The organism is Terribacillus sp. FSL K6-0262, assembly GCF_037977385.1.
GTDB lineage: Bacteria > Bacillota > Bacilli > Bacillales > Amphibacillaceae > Terribacillus.
In genome coordinates this window covers 1,513,086-1,533,688 of record NZ_CP150277.1, presented here as the reverse complement: position 1 = coordinate 1,533,688, position 20,603 = coordinate 1,513,086, and the positions used below count along the sequence as shown (strand labels likewise).

Sequence of the window (20,603 nt, the reverse complement as noted above, 5' to 3'; positions counted from 1 at the left end):
AAGGGAGGTTTATGTATGGGTCGCAGCTTGAAAAAAGGACCTTTCGCAGATGACCATTTGCTAAAGAAAGTCGACAAATTGAACGAAGACAACAAAAAACAAGTGATCAGAACTTGGTCTCGCCGTTCTACAATTTTCCCAACATTCGTTGGACACACAATCGCTGTGTACGATGGCCGTAAACACGTACCTGTTTATGTTACTGAAGATATGGTAGGTCATAAACTTGGTGAGTTCGCGCCAACTCGCACGTACAGAGGACACGCAGCGGACGACAAGAAAACAAAACGCTAAGAGGGGAGGCAATCCTAAATGCAAGCAAAAGCTATGGCAAAATCAGTTCGCATTGCTCCTCGTAAGGTTCGCTTAGTTGTTGATTTAATTCGAGGAAAAAATGTCGGAGAAGCTATTGCAATCCTGCGTCACACTCAGCGTGGTGCATCATTGGCAGTAGAAAAAGTACTTCGTTCTGCAGTTGCTAACGCAGAACACAATTATGAAATGGATACGGATAACCTTGTTATCTCTGAAGCATTCGTCAACGAAGGTGCTACATTGAAACGTTTCCGTCCACGTGCGCAAGGCCGTGCAAGCCAAATCAACAAACGTACTAGCCACATCACAGTGGTTGTTACAGAAAAGAAGGAGGGTTAAGCAGTGGGTCAAAAAGTAAATCCGACAGGTCTTCGCGTCGGCGTCATCCGTGACTGGGATTCCAAGTGGTACGGTGGCAAAGATTACGCCGATTTGCTACACGAAGATATTAGAATCCGTGATTATCTAGAACAACGTTTGAAAGATGCTGCGCTTTCCAAAGTGGAAATCGAACGTGCTGCTAACCGTGTAAACATCTCTATTCATACTGGTAAGCCTGGTATGGTAATCGGTAAAGGCGGTTCCGAAGTGGAAGCACTTCGCAAAGCACTTAACAGCCTTACTGGCAAACGTGTTCACATCAATATCGTTGAAGTGAAACGTGTCGATCTTGATGCTAAATTGGTAGCAGACAACATCGCTCGTCAACTTGAAAACCGTATCTCATTCCGTCGTGCGCAGAAACAAACATTGCAGCGTGCAATGCGTGCCGGTGCCAAAGGTATCCGTACACAAGTTTCCGGTCGTCTTGGCGGAGCAGATATCGCTCGTGCAGAATCTTACAGCGAAGGAACAGTTCCACTTCATACTCTACGTGCTGACATCGACTATGGCACAGCTGAAGCTGATACAACTTATGGTAAGCTTGGCGTTAAAGTATGGATCTACCGTGGCGAAGTCCTTCCAACCAAAAACAACCGATAAGGAAGGGGGAAAAGCATTATGTTAATGCCTAAACGCGTAAAATATCGTAGACAACATCGTGGTAAATTGAATGGCCGTGCCAAAGGCGGTACAGAAGTCGCATTTGGTGAATGGGGTCTTCAAGCTCTTGATCCTGCTTGGATCACTAGCCGTCAAATCGAATCTGCCCGTATCGCTATGACTCGTTACATGAAACGTGGCGGTAAAGTATGGATCAAAATCTTCCCGGATAAGCCATACACGAAAAAACCTCTAGAAGTCCGAATGGGTTCCGGTAAAGGTTCTCCTGAAGGCTGGGTAGCTGTAACTAAACCTGGTAAGATCATGTTCGAAATTGCTGGAGTATCTGAAGAGGTGGCTCGCGAAGCATTGCGTCTTGCTTCTCACAAACTGCCAGTAAGAACTAAGATCGTAAAACGTGAAGAAATTGGTGGTGAAATCAATGAAGGCTAATGAAATCAAAGAACTGACCACTGCCGAAATTGAACAAAAAGTTAAGTCTCTTAAAGAAGAACTTTTCAACCTGCGCTTCCAATTAGCTACTGGACAGCTTGAGAATACTGCACGTATTCGCACAGTCCGCAAGACAATTGCTCGCATGAAGACAGTTGTTCGTGAAAGAGAATTAAGCGTAAATAACTAAATTCCGAGAGGAGGTTCGCGACATGAGTGAACGTAACAATCGTAAAGTCTACGTTGGACGTGTTGTATCCGATAAAATGGATAAAACAATCACTGTTCTTGTTGAAACCTACAAAACTCACAAGCTGTACGGCAAACGTGTTAAGTACTCTAAAAAGTTCAAAGCACATGATGAGAACGGCACAGCAAAAACTGGTGACTTGGTTCGTATCATGGAAACTCGTCCATTATCTGCAACGAAACGTTTCCGTTTGGTTGAAGTGGTAGAAGAAGCAGTAATTATCTAATCAAAGATCGCTCGGAAGGATTCCGAAGGGAGGTAACACTCGTATGATTCAACAAGAGACTCGTTTGAAAGTCGCTGATAACTCTGGTGCTCGTGAAGTCCTAGCCATTAAAGTTCTAGGTGGATCTGGCCGCAAAACAGCTAACATTGGTGACGTGATCGTTTGTACGGTGAAACAAGCAACACCTGGTGGCGTTGTCAAAAAAGGTGAAGTTGTTAAAGCGGTAATCGTACGTACGAAAAGCGGTGTTCGTCGTAAAGATGGTTCTTACATCAAATTCGATGAGAATGCAGCTGTTATCATAAGAGATGACAAGAGCCCAAGAGGTACTCGTATCTTCGGACCAGTTGCACGTGAACTACGTGACGCTAAGTTCATGAAGATCGTTTCCCTTGCTCCTGAAGTATTGTAATACACTTAATGCCTTGTTAAGGAGGTGCAGTACACATGCATGTTAAAAAAGGTGACAAAGTTAAAGTAATCACTGGTAAAGATCGTGGTAAAGAAGGTACCATCCTTGAAGCTTATCCGAAGAAGAACCGTGTTCTTGTCGAAGGCGTAAACATCGTCAAAAAACACGCTAAACCTTCCCAGGATAACCCGCAAGGCGGAATCCTCGAAATCGAAGCAGCCATTCACGCATCTAACGTAATGCTGATCGATCCTAAAACTGGAGAGCCGACTCGCGTAGGCTACGAAGTGAAAGACGGCAAAAAAGTCCGTATCGCTAAGAAATCCGGTCAAGCTATCGATAAATAATTTCTTCTGAAAGGAGGGCTACTCGATGAATGAATTGAAACAAAGATATCAAAGCGAAATTTCTCCATCCCTAATGGAAAAATTCAGCTACAAATCTGTTATGCAAGTACCAAAGATCGAAAAGATCGTTGTTAATATGGGTGTCGGTGACGCCGTTCAAAACTCAAAAGCACTAGATTCTGCAGTAGAGGAATTGGCTTTGCTAGCTGGTCAGCAGCCAATCATTACGAAAGCGAAGAAATCCATCGCTGGCTTCCGTCTTCGTGAAGGTATGCCAATCGGAGCGAAAGTTACATTGCGCGGTGAGCGTATGTACGAATTCCTTCAAAAGCTAATCGCAGTTTCCCTTCCACGTGTACGTGACTTCCGTGGGATCTCAAACAAAGCGTTTGACGGTCGTGGAAACTATACGCTAGGTGTTAAAGAACAGCTAATCTTCCCAGAAATCAATTACGATAAAGTAAGCAAAGTACGTGGAATGGACATCGTTATCGTAACTACAGCCAACACTGACGAAGAAGCTCGCGAGCTACTTACTCAGCTAGGCATGCCTTTCCAAAAATAAAGGTAAAAAGGAGGGAATATTGTGGCTAAAAAATCTATGATCGCGAAACAACAGCGCCCACAGAAATTCAAAGTGCAAGAGTACACACGCTGCGAACGTTGCGGACGTCCACACTCTGTACTACGTAAATTCAAGCTATGCCGTATTTGTTTCCGCGAACTAGCCTATAAAGGTCAAATTCCTGGCGTTAAAAAAGCAAGCTGGTAATCCCCTAAATCAGGGAAGGAGGTAATGATTAATGGTTATGACAGATCCTATCGCAGATATGCTAACTCGTATTCGTAATGCAAATACTGTTCGTCATGAAAAACTGGAGCTTCCTGCTTCCAAGTTGAAAAAGGATGTTGCTGATATCCTTAAACGTGAAGGCTTTATTCGTGATTACGAATTCGTAGAAGATGACAAACAAGGTGTACTACGCATCTTTTTGAAATATGGTAAAAACGACGAGCGTGTTATCACTGGTATCAAACGTATCAGTAAACCTGGTCTTCGTGTTTACGCGAAATCCACTGAAATCCCACGTGTCCTTAACGGACTTGGTATTGCAGTAGTTTCAACTTCCAAAGGCGTATTGTCTGATAAAGAAGCACGTGAGCAAGCTGTCGGCGGCGAAGTGCTAGCATACGTTTGGTAATTCCCAACAATTAGTAAGGAGGTGCACATATGTCCCGCGTAGGTAAAAAGGTTTTAGAAATCCCTGCAGGCGTTGAAATCAAAAACGATAACAACACTGTGACTGTCAAAGGTCCCAAAGGGGAATTGACTCGTACATTCAGCCAAGATATGGTGATCAAAATCGAAGAGAACGTTCTTACTGTTGAACGCCCATCTGACAGTAAAGAGCACCGTGCTCTTCACGGTACTACTCGTGCCGTAATCGGTAACATGGTTCAAGGCGTACACACTGGTTATGAGAAAGCTCTTGAAATCATCGGTGTAGGTTACCGTGCTACAAAGCAAGGCAACAAAGTCGTGATCAACGCTGGTTACTCTCATCCAGTTGAAGTTGAAAACCGTGATGGAATTGAAATCGAAGTTCCTTCCAACACTCGTGTAGTTGTTAAAGGTATCGATAAGGAAGCAGTTGGAGCAGTAGCTGCCAACATCCGTGCAATCCGTCCTCCAGAGCCTTACAAAGGTAAAGGAATCCGTTACGAAGGCGAATACGTACGTCGTAAAGAAGGTAAAACAGCGAAATAAGGTTTTCGTTAAACCAGAAAGGAGTGACCTGAATGATTACAAAACCTGCAAAAAACGAATTGCGTAAGAGAAGACACAATCGTGTTCGTAAAAGCATTTCAGGAACATCTGAGCGTCCTCGTTTGAACGTTTACCGTTCCAACAAGCACATCTACGCACAGTTGATCGATGATACAACAGGTAAAACACTTGCAAGTGCTTCAACTAAGGATGCTAGCCTTAACCTGGAAGCCACTAGCAATGTGGAAGCAGCTCAAAAGGTCGGAGAAGCAGTTGCTAACCGCGCGAAAGAAGCTGGCATAACAACTATCGTATTTGACCGTGGAGGATATCTTTACCACGGACGTGTAAAAGCATTGGCAGAAGCAGCTCGTGAAGCTGGTCTTCAATTCTAATCGAAAAAGGAGGGACATAACTTGCGTACAACAATTGACCCGAACAAACTTGATCTTGAAGAACGCGTAGTAACGGTTAACCGTGTTGCTAAAGTAGTAAAAGGTGGTCGTCGTTTCCGCTTTGCTGCTCTTGTAGTAGTAGGTGACAAAAACGGCCATGTAGGTTTCGGTACTGGTAAAGCACAAGAAGTACCAGAAGCGATCCGTAAAGCTATCGAAGACGCGAAGAAAAATCTAATCACTATACCTATCGTTGGCACAACTATTCCACATGAAATCATCGGTGAATTCGGCGCAGGCAACATCTTGATGAAGCCAGCTGCAGAAGGTACTGGAGTTATCGCCGGTGGACCTGTACGTGCGGTGCTTGAACTTGGTGGTATCGGAGATATCCTTTCCAAATCACTTGGTTCCAACACACCAATCAACATGGTTCGTGCAACACTTAACGGACTTAGCAGATTGAAACGTGCAGAAGAAGTTGCGAAACTTCGTGGAAAGTCTGTAGAAGAACTGTTAGGATAAGGAGGGAAAGCACATGGCTAACAAATTGGAAATCACCCTCACACGCAGTACGATCGGAAGACTTGAAAAACAGCGCAAGACTGTTGCTGCTCTAGGTCTTAGAAAAATCCGCCAGACAGTTGTTTTGGAAGACAATCCAACTGTTCGCGGTATGATCAACAGAGTTTCACATCTAGTATCAGTCAAAGAAGTATAATGATTTTAATGTAAAAGAGGAGGTGCCAGTATGAAACTTCATGAATTGAAGTCAGCAGAAGGAACACGTAAAACTCGCAATCGTGTAGGTCGCGGTATGTCTTCTGGTAACGGTAAAACATCCGGCCGTGGACATAAAGGACAAAAAGCACGTTCTGGCGGCGGTGTACGTCTAGGTTTCGAAGGTGGCCAAATGCCACTATTCCAACGTCTTCCTAAACGTGGATTCACAAACATCCACCGTACTGAGTACTCAATTGTTAACCTTGAAACCCTTAATCGTTTCGAAGAGGGTACAGAGGTAACTCCAGAGCTTCTACTTGAAAGCGGAGTTGTAAGCAAATTGAGAGCCGGTATCAAAGTGCTTGGAAACGGGAAACTTGAAAAGAAACTTACTGTTAAAGCTCACAAGTTCTCATCTTCTGCTAAAGAAGCTATCGAGGCAGCGGGCGGTCAAACAGAGGTGATCTAATGTTTCGTACAATCTCCAATTTTATGCGTGTAAAAGATATACGAAATAAAATCATCTTCACATTGCTTATGTTGATCGTCTTCAGGATCGGTACGTTCATACCGGTTCCTTTCACCGATCGTTCCGCGATCGATTTCATGAACCAGCAGAACGTATTCGGATTCCTGAATACTTTTGGCGGCGGTGCATTGCAGAACTTCTCCATCCTTGCGATGGGTATCATGCCGTACATCACTGCCTCAATCATCATGCAGCTTCTGCAAATGGATGTCGTTCCGACATTCAGTGAGTGGAAGAAGCAAGGGGAGATGGGTCGTCGTAAGTTGGCACAGGTGACGCGTTATGCCACTATCGTGCTGGCGTTAATACAGGCGGTCGGTATGTCCATCGGCTTCAACCAGATGTCCGGCGGCATGCTGATATCCGATCCTAGTTTCTACAAATTCGCTGTCATTGCAATTGTGTTGACTGCGGGAACAGCATTCTTGATGTGGTTAGGAGAACAGATCACAGCTCATGGTGTAGGCAATGGTATTTCCATTATCATCTTCGCCGGTATCGCTGCTGCGATCCCGAATGGTTTGAACCAGCTTTGGGAACAGTATTTCAGCAATCCGGGCGATGATCTATTCCTGAATGTCGTGATCGTTGCAATCATCGCTATCGTGATCATTGCCGTAATTGTTGGTGTGATTTATATCACGCAAGCACTTCGTAAAATTCCAATCCAGTATTCGAAGCGCACTTCCAATCGTGCTCAAGTAGGCGGTCAGTCCACCCACTTGCCGATCAAAGTCAACGCTGCTGGAGTAATTCCTGTAATTTTCGCGGTTTCCTTTATTTATGCTCCGCGTACAATCGCGAGTTTCTTTGAAGGGAACGTAGCAACTACGATCGAGAACGTATTCGATTATACGCAACCAATTGGGATGGTCATCTATGTAGTCCTGATTCTTGCATTTAGTTATTTCTACACATTTGTCCAGGTCAATCCGGAACAAATGGCAGAGAACTTAAACAAGCAAGGTGGCTACATCCCGGGTATACGCCCAGGGAAAAGCACGGAAACGTACCTCACCAGTGTGATGTATCGTTTAACCTTCGTTGGGTCTCTCTTCTTGGCTGCTGTAGCTGTATTGCCTATCATATTAGGCTCTATTGCCAACTTGCCGACTTCTGTCCAAATCGGAGGAACGAGCCTGCTGATCGTGGTAGGGGTAGCGTTGCAAACGATGAAACAGTTAGAAAGTCAGTTGGTGAAGCGTCATTATAAAGGCTTCATGAAATAGAGAACAGTCTACAAACAGACGAGAGCGAGGGGAATTTCGTTGAACTTGATTCTTATGGGTCTGCCGGGTGCCGGCAAAGGGACTCAGGCAGATAAGATTGTTGATAAATACAGCATCCCTCATATCTCAACAGGAGATATGTTCCGAGCTGCAATTAAAGAAGGAACGGAGCTTGGCCGTGAAGCGAAGGCTTACATGGACCAGGGGAAACTAGTTCCGGATGAAGTAACGATTGGTATAGTCCGTGACCGTTTGGGCAAGGATGACACCAATAACGGATTTTTACTTGACGGTTTTCCTCGTACGCTTGCTCAGGCCGAGGCGCTTGACGCATTGCTGGACGAATTGAATGCTAATGTAGATTACGTCTTACATGTAGAGGTTCCGCAGGAGAAATTGGTGGAGCGTTTATCTGGCAGATGGGTTTGTCCGACATGCGGCACTACGTATCATACCGTTTTCAATCCTCCGAAAGAAGAAGGGGTTTGTGACAAGGATGGTACTGCGCTGATCCAGCGAGACGACGATAAGCCGGAAACGGTGAAAAAACGTTTAGAAGTCAATATCGACCAGCAAAAGCCGATATTGGACTTCTACAACGATAAGGGCTATCTTGTAACAGTGAACGGTGACCAAGCAATCGATCAGGTCTTCCACGACATCGATCAGCGCTTGCAGAATCTTCGCTGATACAGGTGTGCAAACTATACTCTTTTGTACGGATGGAATCGCACTTTAGGCTTCATACAGCGTAAGGATGCATTCTGTCCCTTGATAGAGTATAATAGACCTCGTGGTAGAGTTGAAACGATCTGCGATATGCGATTCGTTCAAGCTTCCATCATCGGAACCGAGCCTTACTGATATCCTGACGCTAATTGACAAGGCTGAATATGAACAATCATGAAACAAATTGTGATTCAATTTGTGGACTTAATATAGATTCCCTGACATGCAGCTTTTCTAATCTGGACTTCCAGAAAGAAAAGTGGTAGAATATGCTCCTTGTTTGCAGCATATAATGCTAACTTACTTACGCACAGCTTCCATCAAGCTAAAGTGAAGGTGATCATGTTGAGCGAAACGGATGCAAGTCCACGGATCGGTCAGGTTGTTCGTATCGTACATGGGCGAGAAGCAGGTAAGCTTGCGATTGTCATTCGAATAATTGACAGTCGTTTTGTGTTGCTTGCTGACGGAGAGAAGCGCAGGTTCGATTCACCTAAGCGCAAGGCTTTGCGCCACGTGGAATTGCTGCCTTATGTATCCCCGGAAGTTCGCCGCAGCCTTCTAGAAGCTGGTCGCGTAACCAATGGTAAACTGCGATTTGCGATATCTACTTATGTCAATCATACCGTGAAGAGATTTGAAGAAGGGAGATAGACCGATGGCGAAAGATGATGCAATTGAAGTAGAAGGAACTGTCACCGATACATTGCCGAATGCGCAATTCAAGGTGGAGTTAGAGAATGGCCACACCGTTTTAGCACATGTTTCCGGTAAAATTCGTATGCACTTCATTCGAATTCTTCCTGGAGATAAAGTAACGGTAGAGCTTTCCCCTTACGACTTGACTAAAGGACGTATTACGTACCGTTATAAATAATTTGACTAGCTCCGATACTAAAGGAGGAATAGATGATGAAGGTAAGACCATCTGTAAAGCCGATTTGCGAAAAATGCAAAGTCATTCGTCGTAAAGGCAAAGTAATGGTAATCTGTGAAAATCCTAAGCATAAGCAAAAACAAGGATAATACAAGGAGGTGCACGTAGCTAATGGCACGTATAGCAGGTATTGATATTCCACGTGACAAACGCGTAGTTATTTCCCTAACATACATCTATGGTATTGGTAAAACTACAGCGCAAAACGTACTAAAAGAAGCTGGTGTTTCTGAAGATACACGCGTTCGTGATCTTACAGAAGACGAACTATCCAGAATCCGTCAGGCAATCGACGGCTACACTACTGAAGGTGATCTTCGCCGTGAAGTATCCCTTAACATCAAACGCTTGATCGAGATCGGTTCTTATCGTGGCCTTCGCCACCGTCGCGGCTTGCCGGTTCGTGGTCAGAAAACGAAGAACAACTCCCGTACTCGTAAAGGCCCACGCCGTACAATCGCTAACAAGAAAAAATAAGTAAGGAGGTAAACAACTAACATGGCTCGTAAACAACAAACTCGTAAACGTCGTGTGAAAAAGAATATCGAATCCGGTATCGCTCACATCCGTTCTACTTTCAACAATACTATTGTTACGATTACTGATGTTCAAGGTAACGTAATCAGCTGGAGCAGCTCAGGTTCCCTTGGTTTCAAAGGTTCCCGTAAATCTACTCCATTCGCTGCACAAATGGCTGCTGAAGCAGCTGCCAAAGGTTCTATCGAAAACGGTATGAAGACTTTGGAAGTAACAGTCAAAGGCCCAGGTGCTGGCCGTGAGGCTGCGATCCGTTCCCTTCAGGCTGCAGGTCTTGAAGTAACTGCGATCCGCGACGTCACTCCAGTTCCGCATAACGGCTGCCGTCCGCCAAAACGTCGTCGCGTATAAGTTTTTCCTGCTTGCTGTATAGAATTTGTATCCCTGTCTATAATGGGTTATGATAGCTTAAAAGCGATCAGGTCATACAGTAAGAACCGTATCGTCAAGATGCAGAAACGGGAACCGCAATATGGGGAATTTCGGTTAGGAGCAATTCTAACCGGGGTTTCGACGTTTTAAAGGAGGGCTTTATAAATGATCGAAATTGAAAAACCAAAGATTGAAACGGTTGAGATCAGCGATGATGCTACATTTGGAAAGTTCGTTGTAGAACCGCTTGAGCGTGGATATGGTACTACACTAGGAAACTCCTTGCGTCGTATCCTATTATCCTCACTTCCTGGCGCTGCTGTAACATCCATTCAAATTGATGGCGTGCTCCATGAATTCTCTACGATTGAAGGCGTAGTAGAAGACGTGACTACCATCATTTTGAACTTGAAAAAACTGGCTCTCAAAATCTACTCCGATGAAGAAAAAACATTGGAGATCGATGTACAAGGTGAAGGGAAAGTAACTGCTGCTGACATCACATTCGATAGTGATGTGGAAGTGCTGAATCCGGATCTTCATATTGCGACATTGGGCAAGAATGCTCATTTCCATATGAAGCTTACGGCTGAACGCGGCCGCGGCTACCGTCCAGCTGATCAGAATAAACATGAAGATCAGCCGATTGGTGTCATTCCGATCGATTCCATCTTTACGCCGGTTTCAAAAGTGACGTATCAAGTGGAGAACACACGCGTTGGCCAGCTGGCTAACTTCGATAAGCTGACGTTGGATGTATATACCGACGGCAGTATCCGACCTGAAGAGGCAGTTTCTCTTGGTGCGAAGATCTATACGGAGCATTTGAACATCTTCGTAGGTCTTACAGATGAAGCACAGAATGCCGAAATCATGGTGGAAAAAGAAGAAGACCAAAAAGAGAAAGTTCTTGAGATGACAATCGAGGAACTGGACCTGTCTGTCCGTTCTTACAACTGTCTGAAACGTGCTGGTATCAACACAGTACAAGAGCTTGCTAATAAATCTGAAGAAGATATGATGAAAGTGCGTAACCTAGGACGTAAATCATTAGAAGAAGTCAAAAAGAAACTAATCGATTTAGGACTTGGTCTTCGTAAAGAAGACTGATCCCGTCTGACGGAGCATTTGACACCAGGAAAGGGAGGGATAACCTATGGCTAGAAAGTTAGGACGTACTACTGATGCTCGTATGGCGCTTTTGCGCAACCTTGCAACTGATCTTATCGTTCACGAGAGATTGGAAACAACGGAGGCGAAAGCGAAAGAGCTTCGTTCTGTAGTAGAAAAAATGATCACTCTTGGCAAACGTGGAGATCTTCACGCTCGTCGTCAAGCTGCAGCTTTCCTATACGGTACTAAAGCGGATGAGAACCAAGACGCAGTACAAAAACTATTCAGCGATATTGCCGGACGTTATGAAGAACGTCAAGGAGGTTACACACGCGTGTTGAAACTTGGACAGCGTCGTGGTGACGGTGCGGCTATGGCAATCATTGAACTAGTATAAGGCAATAACAAGGGCAGGAAAATCTCTACCACGAGGTGTATTCCGGCCCTTTTTCTTTTGCGGATAAAGCAAGCGCCAGCGATGGGCTTGCTTTTCTTTTTTGTCTGGATTCTTTATACTAGCTATAGAAATGACAGGAACGGACAGACACGTTTAAGTATTTCCCCGGAAATAGTCGGGTAATGACGAAGGAGCACGAAAGCATGTACGCGATTGAATTCAAGAATGTTTCTTTCCGCTATGAGGAGGACCAGCCTTATGTACTTCGCAATATCAGTTTCCAGGTGGAAGCGGGGGAATGGCTGGCGATCATCGGACATAATGGTTCAGGTAAATCGACGATTGCCAAGCTGATGAATGGGCTGCTATTTCCGACCGAGGGGGAAATCCTCATCAACGGAATACCGCTGAAAGAAGAGAATATTTGGGAGATAAGGCGCCAGGTGGGTATGGTGTTCCAGAACCCGGATAATCAATTCGTCGGTACGACAGTGCGGGATGATGTGGCTTTTGGTTTGGAGAATCGCGGCGTGCCTCGTTCCGAGATGATGGATCGAATCACTTCTTCCCTGGAGCAAGTGCGGATGCAGGATTACTTGCTGCATGAACCCTATCGTTTATCGGGCGGACAAAAGCAGCGGGTGGCGATTGCTGGTGTATTGGCTATCTCGCCAAGCGTCATCATCCTGGACGAAGCTACCGCGATGCTTGATCCTCTCGGGAGGAAGGAGATACTGGATACCGTTCATCGTGTGCAAGCGGAACAGCAGCTTGGCTTGATCACGATCACCCATGACTTGAATGAAGTGATGCAGGCGCATCGTGTGCTGGTGATGAACGAAGGGGAAATATGGACGGCTACTGTACCAAGGGAATTAGTGAAAAGGCAGACGGAATTGCAGCAGATTGGCTTGGATGTGCCGTTTGTCACCCAGCTTGCCCATGCTTTGGAAAGACAGGGCATCACCCTGTCTGAGCAGCCGATTGATCACGAGGAGTTGTTGGATGCATTATGGACATTACATTTGAACAAGTAGATTACACATATCAGGCCAACTCCCCGTTTGAGCATAAGGCACTGAAAAATTTATCCTTCCATCTGCCTGCCGGAAGCTTCACTGCCATCGTCGGACACACTGGCAGCGGCAAATCCACCCTTCTGCAGCACTTGAACGGACTCGTCAGACCTACCAGCGGAAGCGTGCGGATCGGGGAGCATACGCTGGAGCCGAATAAGAAGCCCAAGCAGGCCAAGGAGCTCCGTAAGCAAGTGGGGGTCGTATTCCAATATCCGGAGCATCAGCTATTTGAGGAGACAGTCGAGAAGGATATCGCCTTTGGGCCTCGCAACTTCGGAGTACCGGACAACGAGATCAAGAAGCGGGTGGAAGAAAGTGCAGCAGCAGTAGGGCTGGATTTATCCTTGCTAAGCAGATCCCCCTTCGAGCTGAGCGGCGGTCAGATGCGCCGTGTGGCGATTGCTGGTGTGCTTGCCATCCGGCCGCGTGTGCTCGTTTTGGATGAGCCTACAGCAGGTCTGGACCCGCGCGGACAGCGGGAAATCATGGACATGTTCCAGCGGCTTCATAAGGAACAGCAGCTGACGACGATATTGGTGACGCACAGCATGGAGGATGCATTGAGATATGCAGATCATATGCTTGTACTCGATAAAGGGGAAAAGTATATGGAAGGACCTCCTGTTGAAGTATTCCGGAAGCGGCAGGCCCTTCAGCAAGTGCAGCTTGATGTGCCGGAGGTATTTCAATTCCTTCAGAAAGCGTCCGAACGCTTCGGTGAAACGGTTGTTTATGAAGGGGAGGATATCGACAGGCTCGCGAAGCAGCTGGCGGATTTGGCAGGTGATCCTACATGAATAACCTATTGATTGTCGGTCAGTATGTCCCGACCAATAGCATCGTTCACCGTATGGATCCTCGGATCAAGATGCTGATCATCTTCTTTTATGTGATTTTCATTTTCTTTGCCAATAATATCATTAGTTACGCTCTTTTCACGGTATTTGCGGTTGGAGGGACGCTTCTGACGAAGGTGCCATGGCGATTCATTGCCAAAGGGCTGACACCGGTATGGTTTTTGATTGTCTTTACGTTCATCCTGCACTTATTCGTCACGAAGGAAGGAACTGTATTAGTGCATGTATTCGGGCTGCCGATTTATAGCGGAGCGCTGGAGCAAGGAGCTGTCATTTCACTGCGCTTCTTTTTGCTTATCCTTTTGACATCCCTGCTTACGCTGACGACAACGCCGATTGAAATCACGGATGGAGTCGAATCCTTGCTTGGACCGCTGCGCCGATTCAAGTTCCCGGTGCATGAACTGGCACTGATGATGTCCATTTCCTTGCGCTTCATCCCGACTTTGCTGCAGGAAACCGAAAAGATCTCCAATGCTCAAGCCTCCAGGGGCGTGGATTTCCGTACAGGACCATTCAGGGAGCGTGTACGGGCGGTCATCCCGCTATTGGTGCCTTTGTTCGTCAGTGCATTTAAGCGGGCGGAGGAGCTTGCTATGGCAATGGAGGCCAGGGGCTATCGCGGCGGGGAAGGACGGACGAAGCTTCGGGAACTGCGCGTGATGAAACGGGATGTTGCGGCACTTGTCATCTTCATCGTGGTGGTTGCTGCAGCCTTGATAACAAGAGATCATAGTTAGGAGTTACGAAGATGAAGCAACGAATGAAGGCGACGGTCAGCTATGACGGCACGCATTTTTCCGGCTTCCAGGTCCAGGAGAAAAACCGTACGGTACAAGGTGAGCTGGAGAAGGCGCTTATGAAAATCCATAAGGGGTATCCAATCAGGATCCAGGCATCGGGCCGTACGGACGCAGGCGTGCATGCCAGGGGGCAGGTCATCCATTTTGATACGGAAATCCGGATGGGAGACTATAATTGGCGCAAGGCGCTCAATACGCTGCTGCCGGATGATGTCAGGATAACGGATATAACCGCAGCGGAGGAAGGATTCCATGCGCGCTACAGCGTGAAGCGGAAGCAGTACAAGTACTTTGTCCATAATGCACCTGAGCAGGATGTGTTCAAGCGCCATTATGTGCATCATGTACCCTATCAGCTGGAGACCGGCAGGATACAGCAGGCAATCAAAGCAATCGAAGGAACACATGATTTCAGTGCTTTTTGCTCCGCCAGGACAGGCGTCAAAGGGGATAAAATCAGGACCATCTATGAAGCAGTATGCGAAAAGCAAGACGATATGCTTGTCTTTACGTTTACGGGCAGCGGTTTTCTCTATAATATGGTGCGTATCTTGGCAGGTACACTGATCGACATCGGAAACGGGCGCAAGGAGCCCGAAGACATGGCTAGGATCCTTGCATCGAAGGATCGGCACGAGGCAGGCAAAACCGCTGCTGCGAGCGGATTGTGCCTGTGGAAAGTGGACTACTGAGAACTTTTTTGTAAAACAACGCATTCGGGCGTTACATGCCCTTGACATGTGGGTCTGTGATGATATACTATGGTTTATGGCATTTTATTTCTATACCACGATTAGCCCCGGAAGACTAATTGTGTAGAATAATAAATGAACGATTCAATCGAAAAATGGAGGAACTGACATGCGTACAACATTCATGGCGAACGAAAGCAATATCGAACGCAAATGGCTTGTTGTGGATGCAGAAGGCCAAACACTTGGTCGTCTTGCAAGTGAAGTTGCTGCTATCCTTCGCGGTAAGCACAAACCAACTTACACTCCACATGCCGACACTGGTGATAACGTAATCATCATCAACGCTGAGAAAATCCAACTTACTGGTAACAAACTAGCTGACAAGATCTACTACCGTCACTCTAACCACCCAGGTGGTTTGAAACAGCGCACAGCTGACGAAATGCGTACAAAATACCCTGAGCAAATGCTTGAGCTTGCTATCAAAGGCATGCTTCCAAAGGGACCACTTGCACGTAAAATGATCAAAAAGCTTCACGTATACCGTGGCGCTGAGCACAAACACCAAGCACAACAACCAGAAGTATACACACTTCGCGGATAATAAAAAGGAGGTAAACGATAGTGGCACAAGTACAATACTACGGCACCGGTCGCCGTAAAAGCTCTACTGCCCGCGTACGTCTAGTACCAGGCACAGGTCAAGTAACAGTAAACAACCGTAGTGCGGAAGATTACTTCCCATACGAAACACTTCGTACGATCATCAACCAACCGCTAGTTGCAACAGAAACTGCTGGCAACTACGACGTTCTTGTTAACGTAAGTGGTGGTGGATTCACAGGACAAGCAGGTGCGATCCGTCACGGTATCTCCCGTGCGCTTCTTGAAGCGGACCCAGAATACCGCGGAACACTTAAAAAAGCCGGCTTCCTGACTCGTGATGCACGTATGAAAGAACGTAAGAAATACGGTCTTAAAGGTGCACGTCGCGCGCCGCAGTTCTCAAAACGTTAATCAATTCCTTATTGCATCAACGTTTACAAGAGATCTTTGGTTCAAGTTGGTTCACATTATCAACTGGATAGAGAACTCAACAGATTTAAAGCATCAGCATCTTGCTGGTGCTTTTTTTGTGTGATTGATTCCAGATAATTATTTTGTGTTGGTTTGCATGTTTATTTTGCATGTTTATATGTCCTAATCGTTTGGATATATATGCAATATCAATGTCTTGAGCATATAAGAATGATGCGTGCGTATTCCTTAAACCGTGAAATATTGTTATAATCCGTTAATAGTTCGGCTAATGGTTCGGATTGCTTAAAGTCCCCAGAGCTGTGCTTCATTCTTTGCAGGAAAAGTTTTAGAAAGCTTTTATGTTTGCCCTGTTTGTGTAGGAAAACTTGCGCCCGATACGATGCTCCTCTTTTATAATACTAGCCTTGTTACCAGCTCCATTAACAAATTAAACAAAGTGACTTTCGATGAAGATTTTATCGTGGTTGTATGGATCCTCATTAAGAACTGCCTTAATCAATCAATTGCCAACAGAAACCTTGCCCTTATTTAGTAGAGATTCCGGCATAGATGCTAATACACATCCATGCTCAAACAACTCCAGATTCCCTAAATCATCTTTTCCATTTAAGATGTGGTATGTTTATTGTGCAATAAGCATTCAAGGGGGCAACCAATGAATAAAACAGACCGTTTGTTAGCCATCGTACTGGAACTGCAACGCAAAGAAGTTGTACGGGCCGAAGATTTGGCGACCTTATTTGAAACTAGCGTGCGGACCATCTACCGCGACATTCAGGCGCTGAGTGAAGCAGGCGTACCGATCATAGGAGCACCTGGTACAGGATATTCCTTGATGGAAGGTTATTTCGTGCCGCCGATCAGTTTCACGGTACCAGAAGCCGTGAGCTTGCTGATTGGAACGGACTTTATCGAACAACGATTTGATGATGATTATCGTGTCAGGGCTCAAGCCGCTCGCTGCAAAATCGAGGCCGTTCTAACAGAGAGCGTTCGCAATGAAACGTCTCGTGTACGTAAGGCTGTGCGTTTGCTCATCTCCGATAAACAGGTCGCTCCGTCAAAAGAAAAAGAATATCTAGAAAAGATTCGTCAAGCAATATTAGACGAGCGAAAGATCAGCTTTCATTATGCAAAAAGACTTGCAGATTCCGAGGGGAATCGTCATAGTGTTCGTACTGTTGCTCCCTATGGATTGGTGCTCGTTCAAGGATCGTGGATGCTCGTGGCCCGATGTTACCTGCGCCAAGAGATTCGCCATTTCCGTTTGTCCCGCATGACGGAACTTATCGATCTGGAAGAACGATTCGAACTACCTTCGAATTTTAACTTAGGGGAGTACACCCTTCTGGATGATCGGTGCTTACAAGTTCGCCTTCGATTTAACCATGACATCGCAGATAAGGTGAAGGAATCGAACTATCATTACATGGAGGATATAGAAGAGCATCAAGATGGATTGCATGTGGTCTTACGCGTTCGTCAACTGGACGAATTGCTGCAATGGGTGCTTGGATGGGGAGCCGATGTGATTGTATTGGAGCCAGAATCATTCCAAAACCGGATTCGCGAGGAAGCCAAAAAAATATTAAAACGCTACTGACATACTGTTGTCAGTAGCGTTTTTTTATAATCGGAGTAAGTAAACGTAAAGGAGTAGGAGAAAAATGTGAAGTATGTCTTGCATCGAGTGCGGTACACTTTGGATTAATTGAGCCGCAACCAGGCGTGGAAGGATGGTTGTTGGACCAGATGGTCTAGTTTCTGACTAATTCCGGCCTTCTAATGGGCTCTTTGAGGAAAGGGGAAAGTTGGAAATGAACATCATTGATTTTAGTGGTTTCCCTTACAGCATGAAGTGAATTGTTTCGATACTGATCTTTCTTGGAACTTTTGTCACCTATTTACTATGGCTCCTTTGCGGAAGTTTCGCTGGTTCTGGCCCAAAATGATATGGACCGTATTGTAACATTTATTATAGGAAGGATGATATCTTGTGAATTTCGCTTCTGTACGCATCATTACCGACGACGTGGATCGTCTCGTAGAGTTCTATGAGAAAGTCATGGGTGTTTCGGCAGAGCGCCCAGCGCCAGTTTTTGCCGAACTCGTTACGCCACCATGCACCCTGGCAATCGGTCACTCTCAGACGGCACAACTATTCGGTGCTGGTTGCGTAGTGGTGGCCAACAATCAGACTGTTATCATCGAATTCCGCGTTGATGATGTCGAAGTCGAATACGCGCGCTTGAAGCTGTTTGTGGATGATTGGGTAAAGGAACCGACCACGATGCCGTGGGGGAATCGTTCTGTGCTGTTCCGTGATCCCGACGGCAACCTCGTTAACCTCTTCGAGCCGGTTACCGAGGAAGCAATCAAACGGTTCAGCGGTAGGCGTTGACGGTCAGTTAAAGTTAGTGAGGCCTCGATTTAGGGGGTAGCAGCGATTCGTAAAATATATGGCCATTTTGGCCCGAATGTGCCGATAATTTTTCTCCAGTGATAATATCGTCTTTCCCGGTATGACAATGATCCAATAAGAAGCTTTTCAAGTATTATCTACTGGATTAAAATCGCCCGAAAAAACAGGAATCGTTGGCGTATCCCCTCAAGTCCTTAATCAACGGGGCGAGTGTGGCATAAACAACGCGCCCAGAATTCTGGAAAGTAAGTTGATAATGTATTCAACTAACATCAATCACTTTGGTTCATATGTCATTTTAATTTCAAGAAACATTGATATAAATGGATTATGATGTAATCAATTCACTTGTAAATTATCTATATATTTCTCAAAACGTTAGGGGATACAGACGAAAGACTCTCAACTGATTGGGTGGGGGTCTTTTTTTGTCTATCGATTTATGTGGTGCTTTGATACACTGGAAAAAAGAAATATGGTGGGTTCTGTTATGTCCGAACGTAAGCTTGTACTATTCTTTGCCACAAGTCTGGATGGTTATATGGCAACCAAGGAGGATTTCTGGATTGGCTCTATTCTGTGGAAGGTGAAGGGGATAACGGCTATACAGAATTCTATGAAACGGTGGATACGGTGTTGGTGGGGAAGCGGACATATGATTGGATAATGGACCATGCAGAAGACGTTCCCTATCAGAATAAAGCTTGTTATGTCTTTACGCGAACCGATGAAAAAAAGTACGGAACATGTACAGTTTGTCCATGGGGATATTGTATCCTTTACCAATCAGCTGAAACAGCAAGAGGAAAAAGTATGTGGATTGTTGGCGGCGGGGAGCTTCTCTCTGCATTTATGAAAGAGCAGTTAGTCGATGAATTGATTCTTACACTAGCACCTGTACTTCATGGCAGTGGGATACCTTTGTTCAAAGAAGGAGAGTACCAGGCTAGCCTTAATTTAAAACAGACGAGGACATTCAACCAATTTGTGGAACTGCACTACGAGGTGAAAAAATCATAATTTGCCTATCAACGAAAAGATATCACTCATCCTTCGAGCATACGGATACAGAGTGCCGTACATAAGCCCTGATTACGAAAACGGCTGATGATTTCCCGACCATTGACGGAAAGGTTGTTCATTACCAGCAGCTTGCTGAAATCAGTCATGGTCATGATTGGATAGACGCGATATGTATGGTGCGGGAATTGCCGGAGCATGAGTGTCACTAACTGTTCTTGATTCAATCCTCCTTGTTCGTAGACAGCCTGATTTACAATCATCGTTTCAATGAAATCGATATCTCTTAAAGATAGACCTTGTGCCAGCAGCCATTCGGATGCGGTCATGAAATTCCCTCCTTTTACTGGCAACATAACATAATTCATTTAAAAGGCAAGGAGTTCTAGATGAGCTTTTCAATCGAACAACTGGATTTTTTCCATATTGATACTACGATCTATTTCCAAACGCCTGCTTCCCATCGGCTGCGGCTGTTGACTTCCGATTTCGAGAATAATTCGTATCTGCCTATTCTTCGGGAGTTTGTTCATTCTATCTTTCCTGTACATTCACACATATCTATGACAGGCATTATTGGTTATTATATAGGTTCGACACGAATTTGGGAGAAGCAGCACTTGAAGGATGCTGTCAGAATTTCCAATTGGAAGAAAACTCACCTGACAGGCGAGGAAGGAACTAAATACATGGCCATGACGGTTAAAGACATTGCCGCAGACGCTGTGTACGCCCTATGCAAACAAACCGCCCAAGGCAGAAAGTGTTCCAAGCTTATGTTCCATACAAAAGATCGTGTGTTATATATCAGCGCCGATGTGTTGGATTTGGTTATGACGGATCAATGGGAGTTAAGGGAAATATGCAGCAGATTCCATCCATTCATCGATACATATCATCCTAATATAAAGACAATGTAAATTGCAGTCGGCCCGTGTTTTCAATCTTAACACTGCCTGCATGGTAATTC

Annotated in this window: 35 protein-coding genes and 2 pseudogenes; 35 read left to right on the top strand and 2 right to left on the bottom strand. The window is 45.4% G+C overall.

The features are described 5' to 3' along the window. Nucleotides 1-15: 15 nt before the first annotated feature. The 31 genes from rpsS (at nucleotide 16) to rpsI (ending at nucleotide 16,167) form a co-directional block, all read left to right on the top strand. Complete coding sequence (gene rpsS, locus MHI54_RS08020) at nucleotides 16-294, top strand: 30S ribosomal protein S19 (RefSeq protein ID WP_095216559.1); 279 nt, start codon at nucleotides 16-18, stop codon at nucleotides 292-294. Nucleotides 295-312: 18 nt separating this feature from the next. Then, on the top strand, nucleotides 313-654 hold the full coding sequence (rplV, locus tag MHI54_RS08015; RefSeq protein ID WP_093728576.1) for a 50S ribosomal protein L22: 342 nt from the start codon (nucleotides 313-315) through the stop codon (nucleotides 652-654). A 3-nt stretch (nucleotides 655-657) separates the two neighbouring features. Beyond that, on the top strand, nucleotides 658-1,299 hold the full coding sequence (gene rpsC / locus MHI54_RS08010; protein ID WP_095216560.1) for a 30S ribosomal protein S3: 642 nt from the start codon (nucleotides 658-660) through the stop codon (nucleotides 1,297-1,299). Nucleotides 1,300-1,317: 18 nt separating this feature from the next. Then, complete coding sequence (gene rplP / locus MHI54_RS08005; protein ID WP_093728574.1) at nucleotides 1,318-1,752, top strand: 50S ribosomal protein L16; 435 nt, start codon at nucleotides 1,318-1,320, stop codon at nucleotides 1,750-1,752. Then, the gene (gene rpmC, locus MHI54_RS08000) at nucleotides 1,742-1,942 is read left to right on the top strand and encodes a 50S ribosomal protein L29 (protein WP_038565198.1); all 201 of its coding nucleotides are present in this window, start codon (nucleotides 1,742-1,744) and stop codon (nucleotides 1,940-1,942) included. Before rplP ends, rpmC begins: the two co-directional genes overlap by 11 nt. Nucleotides 1,943-1,964: 22 nt before the next feature. Continuing rightward, entirely contained in the window at nucleotides 1,965-2,228 is a 264-nt protein-coding gene (rpsQ, locus tag MHI54_RS07995; RefSeq protein ID WP_093728573.1) for a 30S ribosomal protein S17, read from the top strand. A gap of 43 nt (nucleotides 2,229-2,271) precedes the next feature. Further along, nucleotides 2,272-2,640 carry a 50S ribosomal protein L14 gene (gene rplN, locus MHI54_RS07990; protein ID WP_095216561.1) on the top strand — a complete coding sequence of 123 codons (369 nt, stop codon included), beginning with the start codon at nucleotides 2,272-2,274 and terminating at the stop codon, nucleotides 2,638-2,640. A 35-nt stretch (nucleotides 2,641-2,675) separates the two neighbouring features. Further along, nucleotides 2,676-2,987 (top strand): 50S ribosomal protein L24, encoded by a 312-nt coding sequence (rplX, locus tag MHI54_RS07985; RefSeq protein ID WP_095216562.1) that lies wholly within the window; start codon nucleotides 2,676-2,678, stop codon nucleotides 2,985-2,987. A 25-nt stretch (nucleotides 2,988-3,012) separates the two neighbouring features. Then, entirely contained in the window at nucleotides 3,013-3,552 is a 540-nt protein-coding gene (gene rplE, locus MHI54_RS07980; RefSeq protein ID WP_095216563.1) for a 50S ribosomal protein L5, read from the top strand. 21 nt (nucleotides 3,553-3,573) lie between these two features. Further along, complete coding sequence (gene rpsN, locus MHI54_RS07975) at nucleotides 3,574-3,759, top strand: 30S ribosomal protein S14 (RefSeq protein ID WP_077304134.1); 186 nt, start codon at nucleotides 3,574-3,576, stop codon at nucleotides 3,757-3,759. Nucleotides 3,760-3,790: 31 nt separating this feature from the next. Continuing rightward, nucleotides 3,791-4,189 carry a 30S ribosomal protein S8 gene (rpsH, locus tag MHI54_RS07970; RefSeq protein WP_038565217.1) on the top strand — a complete coding sequence of 133 codons (399 nt, stop codon included), beginning with the start codon at nucleotides 3,791-3,793 and terminating at the stop codon, nucleotides 4,187-4,189. Between the two features lie 29 nt (nucleotides 4,190-4,218). Further along, nucleotides 4,219-4,755, top strand: a complete 537-nt coding sequence (gene rplF, locus MHI54_RS07965) for a 50S ribosomal protein L6 (RefSeq protein ID WP_095216564.1) — start codon at nucleotides 4,219-4,221, stop codon at nucleotides 4,753-4,755. 32 nt (nucleotides 4,756-4,787) lie between these two features. Beyond that, on the top strand, nucleotides 4,788-5,150 hold the full coding sequence (gene rplR / locus MHI54_RS07960; protein ID WP_095216565.1) for a 50S ribosomal protein L18: 363 nt from the start codon (nucleotides 4,788-4,790) through the stop codon (nucleotides 5,148-5,150). Between the two features lie 21 nt (nucleotides 5,151-5,171). After that, nucleotides 5,172-5,675: a 30S ribosomal protein S5 gene (rpsE, locus tag MHI54_RS07955; protein ID WP_038565226.1), complete on the top strand. Its 504-nt coding sequence runs from the start codon at nucleotides 5,172-5,174 to the stop codon at nucleotides 5,673-5,675. A 13-nt stretch (nucleotides 5,676-5,688) separates the two neighbouring features. Further along, a complete protein-coding gene (rpmD, locus tag MHI54_RS07950; protein WP_095216566.1) occupies nucleotides 5,689-5,871 on the top strand; it encodes a 50S ribosomal protein L30 in 183 nt (60 codons plus the stop codon). 30 nt (nucleotides 5,872-5,901) lie between these two features. Then, nucleotides 5,902-6,342: a 50S ribosomal protein L15 gene (rplO, locus tag MHI54_RS07945; RefSeq protein ID WP_093728565.1), complete on the top strand. Its 441-nt coding sequence runs from the start codon at nucleotides 5,902-5,904 to the stop codon at nucleotides 6,340-6,342. Beyond that, a complete protein-coding gene (gene secY, locus MHI54_RS07940) occupies nucleotides 6,342-7,631 on the top strand; it encodes a preprotein translocase subunit SecY (protein WP_095216567.1) in 1,290 nt (429 codons plus the stop codon). Before rplO ends, secY begins: the two co-directional genes overlap by 1 nt. Before the next feature lie 39 nt (nucleotides 7,632-7,670). After that, nucleotides 7,671-8,321, top strand: a complete 651-nt coding sequence (locus MHI54_RS07935; protein ID WP_095216568.1) for an adenylate kinase — start codon at nucleotides 7,671-7,673, stop codon at nucleotides 8,319-8,321. A 384-nt stretch (nucleotides 8,322-8,705) separates the two neighbouring features. Continuing rightward, entirely contained in the window at nucleotides 8,706-9,014 is a 309-nt protein-coding gene (locus MHI54_RS07930) for a KOW domain-containing RNA-binding protein (RefSeq protein WP_095216593.1), read from the top strand. A 4-nt stretch (nucleotides 9,015-9,018) separates the two neighbouring features. Then, nucleotides 9,019-9,237 carry a translation initiation factor IF-1 gene (gene infA / locus MHI54_RS07925; RefSeq protein ID WP_038565240.1) on the top strand — a complete coding sequence of 73 codons (219 nt, stop codon included), beginning with the start codon at nucleotides 9,019-9,021 and terminating at the stop codon, nucleotides 9,235-9,237. A gap of 35 nt (nucleotides 9,238-9,272) precedes the next feature. Beyond that, the gene (gene rpmJ / locus MHI54_RS07920) at nucleotides 9,273-9,386 is read left to right on the top strand and encodes a 50S ribosomal protein L36 (protein WP_003156543.1); all 114 of its coding nucleotides are present in this window, start codon (nucleotides 9,273-9,275) and stop codon (nucleotides 9,384-9,386) included. Nucleotides 9,387-9,408: 22 nt separating this feature from the next. Then, on the top strand, nucleotides 9,409-9,774 hold the full coding sequence (gene rpsM, locus MHI54_RS07915; RefSeq protein WP_095216569.1) for a 30S ribosomal protein S13: 366 nt from the start codon (nucleotides 9,409-9,411) through the stop codon (nucleotides 9,772-9,774). Between the two features lie 21 nt (nucleotides 9,775-9,795). Beyond that, on the top strand, nucleotides 9,796-10,185 hold the full coding sequence (gene rpsK, locus MHI54_RS07910) for a 30S ribosomal protein S11 (RefSeq protein ID WP_095216570.1): 390 nt from the start codon (nucleotides 9,796-9,798) through the stop codon (nucleotides 10,183-10,185). Nucleotides 10,186-10,371: 186 nt separating this feature from the next. After that, nucleotides 10,372-11,316: a DNA-directed RNA polymerase subunit alpha gene (locus MHI54_RS07905; protein ID WP_093728559.1), complete on the top strand. Its 945-nt coding sequence runs from the start codon at nucleotides 10,372-10,374 to the stop codon at nucleotides 11,314-11,316. Between the two features lie 46 nt (nucleotides 11,317-11,362). Further along, nucleotides 11,363-11,716 (top strand): 50S ribosomal protein L17, encoded by a 354-nt coding sequence (rplQ, locus tag MHI54_RS07900; RefSeq protein WP_093728558.1) that lies wholly within the window; start codon nucleotides 11,363-11,365, stop codon nucleotides 11,714-11,716. 203 nt (nucleotides 11,717-11,919) lie between these two features. Continuing rightward, nucleotides 11,920-12,753 (top strand): energy-coupling factor ABC transporter ATP-binding protein, encoded by an 834-nt coding sequence (locus MHI54_RS07895; RefSeq protein WP_340082839.1) that lies wholly within the window; start codon nucleotides 11,920-11,922, stop codon nucleotides 12,751-12,753. Next, a complete protein-coding gene (locus MHI54_RS07890) occupies nucleotides 12,729-13,592 on the top strand; it encodes an energy-coupling factor ABC transporter ATP-binding protein (protein WP_340082838.1) in 864 nt (287 codons plus the stop codon). Before MHI54_RS07895 ends, MHI54_RS07890 begins: the two co-directional genes overlap by 25 nt. Continuing rightward, nucleotides 13,589-14,392, top strand: a complete 804-nt coding sequence (locus MHI54_RS07885; protein WP_340082837.1) for an energy-coupling factor transporter transmembrane protein EcfT — start codon at nucleotides 13,589-13,591, stop codon at nucleotides 14,390-14,392. The genes MHI54_RS07890 and MHI54_RS07885 overlap by 4 nt, the downstream gene beginning before the upstream one ends. A gap of 11 nt (nucleotides 14,393-14,403) precedes the next feature. Next, entirely contained in the window at nucleotides 14,404-15,147 is a 744-nt protein-coding gene (gene truA, locus MHI54_RS07880; protein ID WP_340082836.1) for a tRNA pseudouridine(38-40) synthase TruA, read from the top strand. A 169-nt stretch (nucleotides 15,148-15,316) separates the two neighbouring features. After that, nucleotides 15,317-15,754 carry a 50S ribosomal protein L13 gene (rplM, locus tag MHI54_RS07875; RefSeq protein ID WP_095216574.1) on the top strand — a complete coding sequence of 146 codons (438 nt, stop codon included), beginning with the start codon at nucleotides 15,317-15,319 and terminating at the stop codon, nucleotides 15,752-15,754. A 20-nt stretch (nucleotides 15,755-15,774) separates the two neighbouring features. Further along, the gene (gene rpsI / locus MHI54_RS07870; RefSeq protein ID WP_095216575.1) at nucleotides 15,775-16,167 is read left to right on the top strand and encodes a 30S ribosomal protein S9; all 393 of its coding nucleotides are present in this window, start codon (nucleotides 15,775-15,777) and stop codon (nucleotides 16,165-16,167) included. Nucleotides 16,168-16,226: 59 nt separating this feature from the next. Here rpsI and MHI54_RS07865 read toward each other — a convergent pair. Next, nucleotides 16,227-16,441, bottom strand: a pseudogene (locus tag MHI54_RS07865) (site-specific integrase); the annotation flags it as partial. A gap of 405 nt (nucleotides 16,442-16,846) precedes the next feature. On the opposite strand from MHI54_RS07865, the gene MHI54_RS07860 reads away from it, so the two are divergent. From MHI54_RS07860 to MHI54_RS07850, 3 genes and pseudogenes are all read left to right on the top strand, one after another. Then, nucleotides 16,847-17,794, top strand: coding sequence for a YafY family protein (locus tag MHI54_RS07860; RefSeq protein ID WP_340082831.1), 948 nt, complete (start codon nucleotides 16,847-16,849; stop codon nucleotides 17,792-17,794). A 393-nt stretch (nucleotides 17,795-18,187) separates the two neighbouring features. Next, nucleotides 18,188-18,592 carry a VOC family protein gene (locus tag MHI54_RS07855; protein ID WP_340082830.1) on the top strand — a complete coding sequence of 135 codons (405 nt, stop codon included), beginning with the start codon at nucleotides 18,188-18,190 and terminating at the stop codon, nucleotides 18,590-18,592. Nucleotides 18,593-19,103: 511 nt separating this feature from the next. Beyond that, nucleotides 19,104-19,633 (top strand): annotated as a pseudogene (locus tag MHI54_RS07850) (dihydrofolate reductase family protein). A gap of 26 nt (nucleotides 19,634-19,659) precedes the next feature. On the opposite strand, the gene MHI54_RS07845 reads toward MHI54_RS07850, so the two are convergent. Continuing rightward, entirely contained in the window at nucleotides 19,660-19,962 is a 303-nt protein-coding gene (locus tag MHI54_RS07845) for a hypothetical protein (protein WP_095216578.1), read from the bottom strand. A 60-nt stretch (nucleotides 19,963-20,022) separates the two neighbouring features. Here MHI54_RS07845 and MHI54_RS07840 point away from each other — a divergent pair, with 60 nt between their 5' ends. Next, nucleotides 20,023-20,553, top strand: a complete 531-nt coding sequence (locus MHI54_RS07840) for a hypothetical protein (RefSeq protein ID WP_340082829.1) — start codon at nucleotides 20,023-20,025, stop codon at nucleotides 20,551-20,553. Nucleotides 20,554-20,603 lie beyond the last annotated feature (50 nt).